Origin of the sequence: Streptomyces sp. NPDC044984, assembly GCF_040646935.1 — a bacterium.
Lineage (GTDB): Bacteria > Actinomycetota > Actinomycetes > Streptomycetales > Streptomycetaceae > Streptomyces.
On sequence record NZ_JBEZBE010000031.1, the window covers coordinates 1 to 13,778 of the forward strand.

11 protein-coding genes are annotated in these 13,778 nt (G+C 72.9%); 3 read left to right on the forward strand and 8 right to left on the reverse strand.

What is annotated here, in order from left to right; all coding sequences use genetic code 11:
* Positions 1 to 72: 72 nt before the first annotated feature.
* The 8 genes from AB0A94_RS28775 to AB0A94_RS28810 all read right to left on the reverse strand — a co-directional run bounded on the left by AB0A94_RS28775 (position 73) and on the right by AB0A94_RS28810 (position 10,432).
* Positions 73 to 294 carry a hypothetical protein gene (locus tag AB0A94_RS28775; protein WP_361748824.1) on the reverse strand — a complete coding sequence of 74 codons (222 nt, stop codon included), beginning with the start codon at positions 292 to 294 and terminating at the stop codon, positions 73 to 75.
* A 184-nt stretch (positions 295 to 478) separates the two neighbouring features.
* On the reverse strand, positions 479 to 1,684 hold the full coding sequence (locus tag AB0A94_RS28780) for a glycoside hydrolase family 64 protein (protein ID WP_361748825.1): 1,206 nt from the start codon (positions 1,682 to 1,684) through the stop codon (positions 479 to 481).
* Positions 1,685 to 1,999: 315 nt separating this feature from the next.
* Positions 2,000 to 2,890 (reverse strand): Gfo/Idh/MocA family oxidoreductase, encoded by an 891-nt coding sequence (locus tag AB0A94_RS28785; protein ID WP_361748827.1) that lies wholly within the window; start codon positions 2,888 to 2,890, stop codon positions 2,000 to 2,002.
* A gap of 135 nt (positions 2,891 to 3,025) precedes the next feature.
* Entirely contained in the window at positions 3,026 to 3,439 is a 414-nt protein-coding gene (locus AB0A94_RS28790) for a VOC family protein (RefSeq protein ID WP_361748828.1), read from the reverse strand.
* Positions 3,440 to 3,549: 110 nt separating this feature from the next.
* Positions 3,550 to 6,909 carry an SAV_2336 N-terminal domain-related protein gene (locus tag AB0A94_RS28795; RefSeq protein ID WP_361748829.1) on the reverse strand — a complete coding sequence of 1,120 codons (3,360 nt, stop codon included), beginning with the start codon at positions 6,907 to 6,909 and terminating at the stop codon, positions 3,550 to 3,552.
* 2 nt (positions 6,910 to 6,911) lie between these two features.
* Positions 6,912 to 7,862 (reverse strand): MoxR family ATPase, encoded by a 951-nt coding sequence (locus tag AB0A94_RS28800; protein WP_361748830.1) that lies wholly within the window; start codon positions 7,860 to 7,862, stop codon positions 6,912 to 6,914.
* Entirely contained in the window at positions 7,859 to 10,003 is a 2,145-nt protein-coding gene (locus AB0A94_RS28805) for a trypsin-like peptidase domain-containing protein (RefSeq protein ID WP_361748831.1), read from the reverse strand. Before AB0A94_RS28805 ends, AB0A94_RS28800 begins: the two co-directional genes overlap by 4 nt.
* A gap of 3 nt (positions 10,004 to 10,006) precedes the next feature.
* Positions 10,007 to 10,432: a CU044_2847 family protein gene (locus AB0A94_RS28810; protein ID WP_361748832.1), complete on the reverse strand. Its 426-nt coding sequence runs from the start codon at positions 10,430 to 10,432 to the stop codon at positions 10,007 to 10,009.
* 221 nt (positions 10,433 to 10,653) lie between these two features.
* Here AB0A94_RS28810 and AB0A94_RS28815 point away from each other — a divergent pair, with 221 nt between their 5' ends.
* The 3 genes from AB0A94_RS28815 to AB0A94_RS28825 all read left to right on the forward strand — a co-directional run bounded on the left by AB0A94_RS28815 (position 10,654) and on the right by AB0A94_RS28825 (position 13,765).
* The gene (locus tag AB0A94_RS28815; protein ID WP_361748833.1) at positions 10,654 to 11,511 is read left to right on the forward strand and encodes an aldo/keto reductase; all 858 of its coding nucleotides are present in this window, start codon (positions 10,654 to 10,656) and stop codon (positions 11,509 to 11,511) included.
* A 116-nt stretch (positions 11,512 to 11,627) separates the two neighbouring features.
* The gene (locus AB0A94_RS28820) at positions 11,628 to 13,397 is read left to right on the forward strand and encodes an ABC transporter ATP-binding protein (RefSeq protein ID WP_361748834.1); all 1,770 of its coding nucleotides are present in this window, start codon (positions 11,628 to 11,630) and stop codon (positions 13,395 to 13,397) included.
* A 110-nt stretch (positions 13,398 to 13,507) separates the two neighbouring features.
* A complete protein-coding gene (locus AB0A94_RS28825) occupies positions 13,508 to 13,765 on the forward strand; it encodes a DUF5133 domain-containing protein (RefSeq protein WP_361748835.1) in 258 nt (85 codons plus the stop codon).
* Positions 13,766 to 13,778 lie beyond the last annotated feature (13 nt).

Sequence of the window (13,778 nt, forward strand, 5' to 3'; positions counted from 1 at the left end):
CGGTGCGCGATCGCGCACCGGGCCGGCGGCGCCGTCCTGTCCCGTCCGTCCCGGGAACGGGGGTACGCGGGATCAGGGCAGCATCTTGTCCAGGGCGGCGGGCCCCTCCTCGTCCAGCTTCCGCCTGGCCCACTCGAGGTTGCGCGGGGTGAGGTCCTTGCCCGAGGCGAGGACGATGTCCTCCGGCGACACATCGGTGCCGGTGCGGGCATGGAGCAGGCTGTCCGGGGTGGCGCGGTCCGCGGACCGCCGGGACGCTTCGGGCTGGGACGCGTCGGGCTGGGACGTCGACATCTTCTGGCTCCTCGGGTCCGGATCGCTGGAGCGGCCCCGGTGCTGTCATCGGGTCCGATGTCCACCATTCAACGCGGGAGCCCGCCGTGCATCCGGAACGCTCGCGGCACCGCGGTGAAGGGCCGCTCCTCCTGGCTGCCGGGGTACCTTCCCCGGCCCGCGGGAAACCTGCTCCGCGGGCCGCCTAGAAGGGCGAGAGCGTCAGCCGCAGGCCCGTGGGCGCCGTGTCCTGGATGTACGAGGCGAAGTCGGCCACGTCGTCGAAGGCGAAGCCGTACGCCCTGCCGTCCTCGGTGGCCGCGTGGACGGCCCTGGAGTAGTGGTTGGTGAGCTCGGTCCGGTAGAAGACCGAGGCGTCGGCCGTCGGCTGGTCGGGGTGGCTGAGCAGCGTCGAGCGGTTGAAGCCGGCGCCCAGTACGGCGGCGACCGGGCCGGTCGTGCCGTCGTTGGGGGCGGCGAGGGCGCCGTCGCAGAAGAGGACGTCCCGCGTGGAGGGCTTGCCGAAGGAGACCTGGGCGGGCCCGTCGAAGGTGAACCGCTCGCCGCGCACCCGGCCGGTGAAGGTGCCGGCGTTGGTGGTGACCCTGAGGTCCCGGCCGGTGTAGGTGCTCCACACCTCGTCGATGTACGGGGCGAAGTAGTCCTTCGCGAACAGGCCGGCGTCCAGACCGTGGCCGGGGGCGATGATCCGGGTGTCGTCCACGACGAGCCGGGAGAACGCCTCCACCCGCTTGACGGCGGCGAACGCCGCCGCGCGGCCGCCCTCACGCACGGTGCCCGTCGTCTGGTCCTTGGCGCCGGTGAGCCGGATGCCCATCGGCACGCTGAACATGTCGACCATGGTCGTGTTGCAGAACATGCCCGAGGAGTTGTACGTGAACTCGGCGCAGTCGTGCAGCACGCCGTAGTTGGGGTCGGAGGTGACCCAGCCGGCCGGGTACTGCAGCGCCGCGTTGCCGTTGCCGTCCGTGACGACCTTGAACTTGAGCTTCGCGCCGAGGGAGACGTAGATCCGGCCGGACATGTACGGCAGGGACAGCCTGGTCTCGCCGCTGCCGGCCAGGCCGATCGCGTAGTCGGCGAAGCCGTCGGGGCCGTTGTCGGAGGCGGCGACCGGGGCGACGGTGCCCTCCGGGGTGACCCGGACCTGACGGCCGTCCACGTTGCCCACGATGTAGAGGTGCACGTTCGCGTTGCCGAAGGAACCGCTGTTGTTGACGACCGTCAGCGGCAGGGCCCCCGCCGCCGCCGTGCCGGCCCTCTGCTCGCCGGACTGGTCCGCGAGGGCGTGCGGGGCGATCGCCGCCGCCGCGGGAAGGGCCACGGCGGCTCCGCCGAGGGCGAAGAGGACCTTGCGGCGGCCGAGGCTGCGCTGGTGACGAGGAGTCATGTGGGGGATCTCCAGGGTACTCGTGCGGGTTCCTGACCGCGCCGGCCCGCCGACGTGGGGAGAAGACCCGGAGAGAGCGCTCTCAGGCGGTACGTCGGAACCGGCGCGCGGCACCGATGGTAGGGACGGCCGCGGCCCCCGCCAATGGTCCGACTTGTCCGCAACGCCGCTCTGACCTGCGGTTACGTAAGGAACCGGCGACGAGCCCACGATCACTTAACCGGTCTTTAAGGGCCGCTTAAGCCGGTCGGGCCCGAAAGCCACGGAGCGCGTCGGGAGCGCTCCGCTCCGCAGTCGTCCGGCAGAGGTCCGCCGTCAGCGGGTCCCGCCGCCCAGCTGCGCCTCCGCGGCGGCCAGGATCTCCGTCACCCGGAGCGCGAACGCCGCGTCGCAGGGATGGGGGGTGCCGGTACCGGCCGCGGCGAGGAGGGCGTCCGCGGCCCGGGTGAGCGCCGGGACCGCGCCCTCGGAGGCCTCCGGCAGAAAGGTGACGCCCGCCGTGCCCCGGAGCTCGACCATGGCGCCGGCCGCGGCCGGGGGAGCGGTCAGGCTCAGGGTGAGGCTGCTCGACGCGCCGCCCGCGTGGTCGAGGACGAGATGGACGGTGTCGCCGGGGCCGTACGCCGCCGCCGTCACCCGCCGCGGTTCGCCGAGCACCGGAAGCAGTACGGACAGGGCGTGCGGGCCGACGTCCCACAGGGCGCCCTTCTCCCGCCGCCACGGAGAAGCGGCGAAGGGGTCGCCGTCGGAGGTGAACACCGCTCCGAGCCACTGCGCGCGCCCGGTGAACCAGCCGCCCACACGCGCCTGTTCGGCGATCCAGGCCTGAGGCCCGGGCTGGAAGCGGGTGGTGAAGAAGACCACGGACGCGACCCCCGCCGCCTCGGCCGCCTCGACCACCGCGCGCCCCTGCGCGACGGTCGGCGCGAGCGGCTTGTCGAGCAGCAGATGGCACCCGGCCCGCGCCGCGCGCACCGCCAGCTCCGCCTGCACCGCGGGCGGCAGCGCGACGGCGACGGCGTCCACGTCGGCGAGGAGCGCCTCGACGTCGCCGTACGCCCGGGTGCCGTGCAGAGCGGCCAGCTCCTCGGCGGCGTCGGGCCGGCGGCCCCACACCCCGGCGAGGTCGAGGTCCGGGTGCCCGCTCAGCGCGGGGGCGTGGGCCGCCCGCGCCCAGGGTCCGGTGCCGAGCAGTCCGATCCGCATGCCGCCGCCTCTCCCGGCGCGGCGACCGCCGCCGGGCCGGTGTCCTGTCGCGTCCCACCGACGCGCTCCGGTCAGTACGGTGATCCCTGCCGGAACGTCATGTCAACGGCCGCTCACCGGGAGGCCGTCCGGGGCTCAGCCCCCGGGCTGGTTGATGTTGACCATCCAGGGGACGCCGAAGCGGTCCGTGCACATCCCGAACACGTCCCCCCACATCTGCTTCTCCAGCGGTACGGCCACCGAGCCGCCGCCGGACAGCTTCTCCCAGTAGCCGCGCAGCGCGGCCTCGTCCTCGCCGCTGACGCTCACGGCGAAGTTGTTCCCCGGAACGTGTTCCATGCCCGGCGGTATGTCGGCGCCCATGAGGGTGAAGCCGGCCGCGCTCGCCAGCATGCCGTGCATGATCTTGTCGGCGTTGTCGCCTCCGGGCCGGCCGAAGTCACCGTACGTGTTGAGCCGCAGCTCGCCGCCGAAGACCTCCTGGTAGAACTCCAGCGCCTGCCGCGCGTTCCCGTCGAAGCTGAGATACGGGTTGAGGAGCGAGGCCATGATTACCTCCCGGAACGTCCGCAAAGGGGAAACTGTGCGCAGCGTAACGCCGGGTAGCGGCACCCACATGTCCGGACGGCGCGCACCACGGGCCGCGGGCAGCGCGGGGATCACTGTGCGACGCCGGTGCCGCCGGGATCCACCACCAGCTCCGCCAGCCTCAGGAAGGCGCTCGTGGTGGCCACCCGCAGCTGGTTCAGCTTCCAGCCGGAGGACTGCAGCGCGGCGTCGAAGGGGACGTGCACCACCTGCGCCGGATCGACGTCCAGGTCCCGCACGGAGGCCGCCGGCAAGGGCCGCCCCGAGGGGCCGCCCAGTTCGCTTGCGACCACGATCGCATCCCGCGCCAACCGCTCACGTCCGCCCTGCCGCAGCTCGCCGAGGATGCGTGCCGCCGATTCCAGGAACCAGTGAGACGTACCGCAGCACAGGATCAGCCGGTCCGTGCAGTCGAGGACGGCATGGGCCGTTCCGTCCAGCCGCAGAGGGGCCCAGTCGGTGAGGACGAACGGGTAGTAGGGGGCGGTATGGCCCAGCACGCGTGCGTATTCACGCGCGTGCGCAGGGTTGGGGCTGTAGTGGCCCTTGCGGTGCGCGACCACCTCCAGTCCGGACGGCAGACCGGTGGTGAGGGCGCGGATCTCCTCGTACGACGGGGTGTCCGGCAGGGCCGCCAGATCCCGTACCACTGCCTGGTTGCGCCGGGTGAGAAAGGCGTCCAGCGCTCCCTCGGAAGCCGCGCCGTCGAGGGCGAGGACGGGTTCGCCGCGCACGGAGGCGAGCAGCGAGCCGAGCACCATCGTCGTGGTGGCCCGTCCGCTGTAGCGGTAGGCGCCGATCAGGGTCAGCCGCCTGCTGTGCGTCAGCGGCGCACGCACCCGCCGCAGGCGCCCCTCCATCTCCCGGCGGACGGTCCCGAAGCGCGGCAGGCGCGGTCCGGTCCGGTCGGCGGCGGGGACTTCGGTGGCCGGCGGCGGAGTGAGCGGTACGGGTGTCAGGGGCTGTGGGGTGGCCGGCGCGGGCGACGACGCGGCCCCGGTCTGGTGGAGGCGGGCCCGGGCGACGTAGCGGGCGAGGAGCTCGGCGACCTCGCTCGCCGGGGGCCGCCGCGCCGGATCCGTGTCGAGGCAGCGCAGCACGAGCTGCCGCAACGGCCCCCAGGTGTCGCCCTGCCACAGATGCATCCCCTCCGGCATGCTCGGCATGTCCCAGCCCGCCTTGCTGCTGATGAGCTGGAGCAACTCACCGAGGGAGCGCATGTTGTCCTCGCGGGTGGGCGCCGGACCCGAACCGGCGTACTCCCCGTCCACGGCGCAGTCCGACAGATCGCCGAGGACCACGGTGCGCCGCAGGACGTAGACGCTGTCGGCGCTGAGATCGGCGGGCACGAGTCCGTTGACGTGACAGAGGGCGAGGGCGTTCGCGAGGTAGCAGCCGACCAGGAGCCCCCTGAGCAGGTCGAAGGGAGCGGTCCCCGTGTGCAGGGCGCCGGTGTAGATCTTGCCGAGCCTCGGCGGCTGGGCGTCGGGGGCGTTCGTGTCCGCGATCGGGGTCATCGCCAGCCAGGGCGGGGAGTCCTCGAGCCCGGTGTCGAGCAGCCGGGGGGCGTACTGCCCCTGGAGGCGGGCGAGCGCTTCGGCCTCCACCTCGATCAGCCTGGCGTTGCCGGCGGAACGGCCGAAGCGGGGCACGCGCAGGACGGCGGTTCTTCCCCGCGCGTCGACGCCCCGGTAGACCATCGTCCGGTGCCCGCGGCGGCGGCCCCGCAGGACGAAACCGCCGAGTCTGGGCGGATCGTCGTCGGTGAGGGGTTCCCAGTCGTCCGTGTGGGAGGGGTCCCGCGGGTACGGCCGGCTCGGCGGCAGCGTGGTGCCGCGGGTGAGGGAGACGCCGAAACGGGTCAGCAGCCGGCGTTCGACGCTGGTGAACGCCCGGCGTGAGCCCGGTACGTCGGCGGGACCGTCGGGGTGGGCCAGCCAGGCGGGGAAGTCCGGTGAGTTGCCGGCGAGTTCCTCGAGACGACGGCCGATCCGGCGGCTGGTGTGCAGCAGCTCGGCCTGGGGGACGGCGTCGAGCAGTACCGTCTTGGACTCGTCGGTGAAATCGAAGACCCGGTGCTTGGCGGGCAGCGGTCCCGGCACCGGGGCGGGGGAGGGCCGCACCAGACCACCGAGGAAGACCTCGGCGAGGTGGGACGTGGTGGCGGACCACGGCACCGCCCGCTGCACCAGCCGCATGACCGGAACCGACAGCGGGGAGACCGCCGCCAGATGAGCGGCGAGACGGTACGCCTCCGGAGTCGCCGCGTCCCGGAAGTGCTGGGTGCTGCTGGAGTCACGCAAGGGGGCCGAGGTCCCGTACCGGCCGGGGTACGCCATGAACGGCAGTTCCACGGTGGTTCCGGGTGAGGCGAGCAGGCGCGCCCAGCCGCGCAGCGAGGCCGGTGTCGGCTCCAGCACCGGCACCGGCACCCCTTCGAAGTCGGCGATCCCCGGCGGCAGCACCGGGTCGGTGATCTCCCACGAGGTGTTGGCACCGCCGACCCGCCGGGTGGTGGCCTGCCAGCGTTCGGCGAAGATGCCGGAGGCCTCCCACATGTCGGGCGGCAGGGTGTGCAGGACGGCGACGGGGCCGCGGGCCGCCTGCTGGGCCAGCAAGTCGTGCATGGTGCCGGCCCGCCACGCCGCTCCCATGCCGTCGCTGACGACCAGCAGGAGAGTGCGGCCGGACGGATCGTTGACGGTGCTCAGCGGCAGTTTCGCGCCGTCGGGCCGGAACGGGCGCGCGTGCAGGACCGGGTGGCGTGCGTCGCGGGTGTCCAGACCGAGGACACGGCTGGTGGCGAAGGCCCCCAAACGCTCCAGCAGCGTGCGCAGTTCGGCGCCGAGGCGATGCCACAGCAGCATGGACAGGCCGTCGTCGATGACCAGCGCCAGATTGAGCCAGCGCTCGCGCACGGGCCGCTCCACCACGTCCGCCAGCCCCGTTTCGGCGAGCGCGGTGGCCGTGCGTTCCTCGTCGATCTCCGTGCGGTGGCGGCTCTCGTGGCGACGGCGCAGCGGCCGCAGCACCCGGCCGAGCTCGAGTTCACGAGTGAGGGCCTTGTCCTCGGGGACGCGCACGGGCATGGCCCGGCGGGTCTCCTGCCCCGCCGAGGGGTGGGAGGCACCGGAGGACGGGGCCGGGTCCTGGCGGGCTGCCGCGTACAGCTCGGGGGAGGTGAGGTCGGGCAGATCGGGATCGTCTTCCTCCGGCGGGGAGGACGGGGACTCGGCCGCATCCGGGCCGGGGGGCGGAGGCGCCTCGGAGTGCGTGGCGGACGGCGGACCCTGGCGGAGCGGTGCGAGGGGGCCGGCCGGGAACCGGCGGGCCAGCCAGAGCACGTCGAGTACCTGGTCCGCGTCCAGGTCGACACCACAGGCCGACAGCACCCGCAGGGCTTCGGCGAACCGCGCACCACCGCCCGTCATGGTCACATGGCCCCGGTGAGCTGGTGCAGCACCGCGTCCAGCAGGCCCTCGGCGTCCAGGTCGACACCGCAGACGCGCAGGAACACGGCGTTGAGCAACTGGTCGGTGGCGAGTTCGCCCGGTGCGCGTCGGCGCAGGAACGCCTCGATCAGGTCGTCGGCCTCCCGCAGCGCTTCCTCGCCGAGGTGCGCGGCGACGATGTCACGCAGCCGCTCCTCGTCGGGGACCGGCAGGTCGAGACGGACGCAGCGGCGCAGGAAAGCGGGCGGGAAGTCACGCTCCCCGTTGCTGGTGATGACGACGACGGGAAACTCGACGCACTGGACGAGCCCCTGCTGGACGAGGACGGTTCCCCTGTGGTCGTGGGTCTGGACCGCTACTTCGGACATCTCCTCCGGCAGCCGGGTCAGTTCCGGGATGTCGAACACGCCCTCTTCGAAGACGGTCAGCAGGTCGTTGGGCAGGTCGACGTCGCCCTTGTCCATCTCGTCGATGAGCAGCACGCGCGGCAGGGCGGACGGCACCAGGGCCGTACCGAGCGGGCCGAGCCGGATGAACGTACCGATGGACGGTTCGCGTTCGCCCCGGTCCCGGCTGAGGGTGGTCTCGCGCAGCCTGCCGATCGCGTCGTACTGGTAGAGGGCGTCCTTGACGGTGGAGCGGCTGTTGACGGGCCAGCGCAGCAGCTCGCCCAGGCGCAGTTCGTGCGCGACCGCGCGGGCGAGGGACGATTTGCCGGTGCCGGCGGGGCCGGTCACCAGCAGGGGCCGGCGCAGGTGCAGCGCGGCGTTGACGACGTCGGAGTGCCGTCGTTCGATCAGGTAGGGCAGTTCAGGGCGCATCGACCGGATGGACGTGAAGCGCCGCCAGGGCGGGGCCTGCGGGAGCGTGACGGCGCGGGGCGTGCCGTCGCCGCGGAACAGCCGCCACTCGGCTTCAGGAGTGGTTGTCATGCGCTCTCCTGTGGTTCGGTCAGGTGCAGTCGGGGGACGGCACGGTCGGCGTCGGCCCAGGCGAGAACCGGACGGCCGGGGAACTCGGGCGGACTGGCCTTGGCGTTCGCGCGGTAGGCGCGTACTCCGTCGGGCAGTTCGGGGGTGGCGACCTCCGCCATGCAGGTGACGACGTCGGACGCGGTGTCCCGGACCCGGTCCCAGACCACGACCGGTATGCCCAGAGCCAGGCAGACCTGCACGATGTGGTCCCGCGGGCCGGACGGTACGTCCACGGAGACGCGGACCGTGTCGAGCTGGTTGACAAGCCGGGCGTAAAGGGTCTCCCGGTCCATCGGCTCGGAGACGACGAAGGTCTTGCCCGACTCCAGTCGGCTCCACCGGCTGCGCCAGTGGGACTGGAAACGCCGGTTCCGGCGCAGGAGTTCCGGACAGTGCACGACCAGGGGGAATTCCACGCCGAGCGTACCGGGCAGGATCTCGTCCGGGCCGCCCGCCTCCCATTCGTCGACCGGCAGGTCGAGGTTGGCGCGGTCCACGAGCACCTCGACCAGCGGCGGTCGCTCCTCCCCGTCCGCCGGGGTCAGGGAGTCGAGGACACGCAGCACCTCACGGGCGGCGGCCGACGCCGAGTACGACGTGACGCTGTCCGCCGACACCTGCCGCGGGCCCGCCCCCTCGTCGCACCAGGTGCGCAGCCGGTAACGGCCTTGCTCGGCCTGCGTCACCTGCACCAGGACACGGACGCGTGCGGAGCGGGCGCGCACCGCACGGGACCATTCCTGTGCGTCGGACCGGCGCTCGGCGAGCGCCTCCCGCGCGATTCCGAGCCGCTGGGCCACTCCGTCCGCCCACAGGCGCAGTTCTGCACGCCGGGGCGCAGGAAGGAGCACCCCGGCGTACTCCATGACGCGCAGCAGCGCCGGAACCCTCGGTTCTCCCCGGGCGGAACTGCCGTCCCCGGGCAGCGACTCCAGCTGATCGAGGAGCGCTTCCAGGGTGTCCGCCCCGGGGAGGACGGCACGGCGCGGCAGGGCGGCGCGCACCATTTCGGGAAACCTGCCGAGCACACCGCGTTCCATGGCCTCCAGGTGTTTGCGCAGCCCGGTGTATTCCTGGGGTGACAGCAGCCTGGGGACGGGGGAGAGGGAACCGGCGGCCAGGACACGGTCGGCGCCGGACGGATCGTCCCGGCGCAGGATCCCGGAGAGCGCCGCGACGGCGCGCGGATGGGTGAGGAGGAAGGCCGCGAACTCCTCGGCGGTGGGCGGGACGACGTCACTGCCGTGGCCGACGCCGCACAGGCGGGCCAGCCGACGGGCGCGCAGACCGCGTTCGTGCGGGGAAGGCAGGATGTCGTCGATCGCCTCGGCCAGCAACAGGAAGGCGGGGTCCTCGGTGTCCAGGGGAGCGGGGGTCGCCGCGTCCAGGGCGCCCAGGGGGCGCAGTTCGGCCTCGACGCGCTGCCAGGGGACGGCCCAGCTGCGCCGGATCAGATGCTGAGGGCTGTGCGGCAGGACGGCCCCGGTGGCGTCCTGCGGAGGCATGAAGTGCGCGACGACGAGGCCGACCACGGCCTGTTCCTGCCGGCACCACACCGGGCCGCCGCTGTAGCCGGGGCCGACGGCCATGCCCGTGGCCTCGCCGTCCAGGTAGGCCAGGGAATCGTGCAGGGAGGCGACGACGAGGCGGGCGAAGGTGGAGGCGTGACCGCCGCCGTGCCAGGCCTCCACCTTCTGCCCGACCGCCATGGCGGCCTTGCCGGGAGCCGTGGGCAGTGTCCCGGACCGTCCCCCGAGGCGCAGTACCGCCAGATCCCCGAACCACGCGCCGTCCCCCTCGCGGACCGGACCGCCGTCCCTGCCCCGGGGCGGAACCCAGTGCGAGACGCGCACGAGATGGCGCTCCGGTTCACGGCCGTGGCCGTGCAGCTCCACGCGGATCTGGTCCACTCCGGGGGAACGGGCGTCGAACATGGGGCGCCCCAGAGCGTCATTGATGACGTGCGCGCAGGTCAGAGCGGTCTCGGGGCCGAGTACGACGCCCCCTCCCGCGATCTTTCCGTCGTCGGTCCGCCGGACGGACACCACTCTCGGGGACGGACCGTCGTCCGGGGCGCCGGCCGCCGTGAACCACCCCACGCCTCACTCCGCGGCGGGCGGCGCGGCAGGAGCGGCGGGCGGCACCGCGGCGTCGGCCGGTTTCCAGCAGGCGGTGACGGTCAGGTGCGCCTGGCCCGTGCTGCCCACGATCCCGAACTTGAGGTCCTGGCCGATCTGGACGCCGAAACTGACACTGATCTCCGCGGGTGGGTCGGGCACGGCGGTGACGGCGTCGTGCACCTCCTGCAACAGCGGGCCGAGGGGCTTGAGCGTGCCGCGCAGGGCTCCGGCGGCGAAGCCCGCGACGGTTCGTCCGCCGGCGGCCACCGGAACCGCCGTTCCCATGCCTTCCGGAAGGTCCTCGCCACCGGCGGGGGCCGCCGGTCCCGGTGCGGGGGCCGGCGCCAGCAGGAACCGGACGGGTGTGCCGTCGTCGAGCTCGACGTCAGGTGAAGGTGAAGTGGACACGGTGGGGATTGTCCCCGAATGGCGGCATCTCACGTGCGCACTCGTACAACTCGGTTACCGGATCGATGCATTGGCCATCCTGGGGGCGGGCGGGCCCCGATTCAGTGCCCCGTCCGCTGAATGCGTTCGCTTTCTTCTATTGGATTTCGGGCCGCGCGGCGACCAGGCTGGTACGCGTTCGCCGAGACCGTGAGACGACAGCCGGAAGAGGTCACGCACCCATGCACACCCGCCGTATCGGTGACGTCGAGGTCGGTGCCGTCGGACTGGGGGCCATGCCCATGTCCATCGAGGGGCGCCCGGACGAGGCCCGCTCCCTGGCCACCCTTTACGCGGCGCTGGACGCCGGTGTCACCCTGATCGACACCGCGGACTCCTACCACCTGCGCGCCGGCGAGGCCGGCCACAACGAGACCCTGATCGCCAAGGCCCTCGCCTCCCACGACCGGGGCGGCGACGTCCTGGTCGCCACCAAGGGCGGTCATCTGCGCCCCGGTGACGGCAGCTGGACGCAGGACGGCAGCCCCGCGCACCTGAAGCGGGCGTGCGAGGCCTCCCTGCGCCGGCTCGGCGTGGAGGCCGTCGGGCTCTACCAGTTCCACCGGCCCGACCCCCGCGTCCCGTACGCCGAGTCCGTCGGCGCGCTGCGCGAGCTGCTGGACGAGGGCAAGATCCGCATGGCCGGCGTCTCCAACGCCGACCCGGAGCAGATCCGGCAGGCCCACGAGATCCTCGGCGGCCGGCTGGTCTCCGTGCAGAACGAGTTCTCCCCGGCCTTCCGCTCGAGCGAGCCGGAACTGCGGCTGTGCGGCGAGCTCGGCATCGCGTTCCTGCCCTACAGCCCCTTCGGCGGCATCGCCCGGGCCGGTGAACTCGCCTCGGCCCACGCCCCGTTCGCGCGGATCGCCCGGGCGCACGGGGTGAGCGCGTACCAGGTGTGCCTGGCGTGGATGCTCGCCAGGTCGCCGGTCGTCGTGCCCATTCCGGGCGCGAGCCGGCCCGAGTCGGTCCGTGACTCGGCGGGCGCCGCCGACCTCGTCCTGACGGCCGAGGACATCGCGGAGCTGGACGCCGTCTGAGTCCGCCCCCGCCCGTCCCGGGCGCCGGGGCGGGCACCCGCGTGCCCTGGTGTACTCCTGGCGCGCGGGCGCAGAAAGCGCTTGCTAAAGAAAGTCACAGGGGAGGACCACCACCCATGGCGTCGTCGCTGGAAAGACCGCTCGACCACCGCTACCGCGGCGAGCACCCGATCCGCACCCTCGCCTATCTGTTCCGCGCCGACCGCGGCCGGCTCGCCGCCGCGGTCGGCGTCTTCACGGTCAAGCACAGCCCGGTCTGGCTGCTGCCGCTGATCACCGCGTCCATCATCGACACCGTCGTGCAGCACCAGCCGATATCCCGGCTGTGGACCAGCACCGGCGTCATCATGTTCATCCTGCTGGTCAACTACCCGCTGCACGTGCTGTACGTCCGGCTGCTGTACGGCAGCGTCCGCCGCATGGGCACCGCCCTGCGCTCCGCGCTGTGCACCCGCATGCAGCAGCTCTCCATCGGCTACCACTCCCGCGTCAGCGCCGGCGTGCTCCAGGCCAAGGTCGTGCGGGACGTGGAGACCGTCGAGCAGATGGTGCAGCAGACCGCGGAGAACGGGCTCGGCGCGCTCACCGTCCTCACCGGCGGGCTCGTCATCATCGCGATCCGCACCCCCGAGTTCCTCCCCGTCTTCCTGATCGTCGTGCCCGCCGCCGCCCTGCTCGTCGCCAAGCTGCGGGCCCGGCTGCGCACGCACAACGAGCACTTCCGCCACGAGGTGGAGGCGCTCTCCTCCCGGGTGACGGAGATGACCCGGCTGATCCCCGTCACCCGCGCCCACGGCCTGGAGGGCAAGGCGCTGCGCCGGATGAACGGCACCCTGGACCGGCTGCTCACCTCCGGAATGCGCCTGGACCTGGTCAACGGCCGGTTCGGCTCGCTGGCCTGGGTCGTCCTCAACGTCATCGGCGTGCTGGTGCTGGCCGGCGCGGCCCTCATCTCGTACTACGACGTCTGGGGCGTCACCGCCGGCGACGTCGTGATGCTCAGCGCCTTCCTGACCACGCTCACCAACTCCACGACCACGCTGGCGGGACTGGCCCCGGTCATCACCAAGGGACTGGAGTCCGTCCGCTCGGTCGGCGAGGTCCTCCAGGCCCCCGAGCTGGAGGACAACGAGGGCAAGGCGGAGGTCGACGGGCTGCGCGGCGCGATCACCTTCGAGGGCGTCGGCCACGCGTACGAGACCGACGGGCGCCCCGCCGTGCGCGACTTCACCCTCGACGTCGCCCCGGGCGAGACCATCGCGCTCGTCGGCGCCTCCGGGGCGGGCAAGTCCACCGTGCTCAACCTGGTCATCGGCTTCATCCGCCCGACCTCCGGCCGGCTGCTGCTCGACGGCACCGACATGAACGGCCTCGACCTGCGCACCTACCGGCGCTTCCTGTCCGTGGTGCCCCAGGAGTCGATCCTGTTCGACGGCACCGTCCGGGAGAACGTCGCCTACGGCATGGACGACGCCGACGAGGAGACGGTACGGGCCGCGCTGCGCGACGCCAACGCGCTGGAGTTCGTCGACCGGCTGCCCCAGGGCCTCGACACCCTCGTCGGGGAGCGCGGCGCCCGGCTCTCCGGCGGGCAGCGCCAGCGGCTCGCCATCGCCCGCGCGCTGATCCGGGACCCCAAGGTACTGGTCCTGGACGAGGCGACCTCGGCCCTCGACACCCGCTCGGAGGCGCTGGTGCAGGAGGCCCTCGCCCGGCTGCTGCGCGGGCGCACCACGTTCGTGGTGGCGCACCGGCTGTCCACCGTGCGCGGTGCCGACCGGATCGTGGTGATGGCGGACGGCCGGATCCAGGAGATCGGCACCCACGAGGAACTGCTGCGCCGGGGAGGGGCGTACACGGCGCTGCACAGCGGCCAGGTGGCCTGACCGCGGTCAGGGTGCGACGGTTTTCGGTCAATTTCGGTCAGTCGAGCATGGGGGGTGAGTGCTTCCGCCCGGTCCGGGCATACGCAGCGAAAACCAGAAAGGGGCGCTTCGTGCTCGTACCGGACCCGAAGGTCGTCAGACGGCTGCTGACGCGGTACGCGACGCTGCGGATAGCTCAGGCGGAACGGCATTCGCCGGCGGCGGCGCGTGAACTGGAGGACGTCAGCCACACGCTCTGCGTGATGATGGGGACGTCCGGCGTCCACGACGCCATCGCCCTGGCGGACGCCCTCCTCGACCGGGCGCGGCGCGCGGCCGGCCGGACCCCGGAGGCGGACGGGGAGAGCGGTCTGTCCCTGGCCGTCTGAGCCGGCGGGCCGC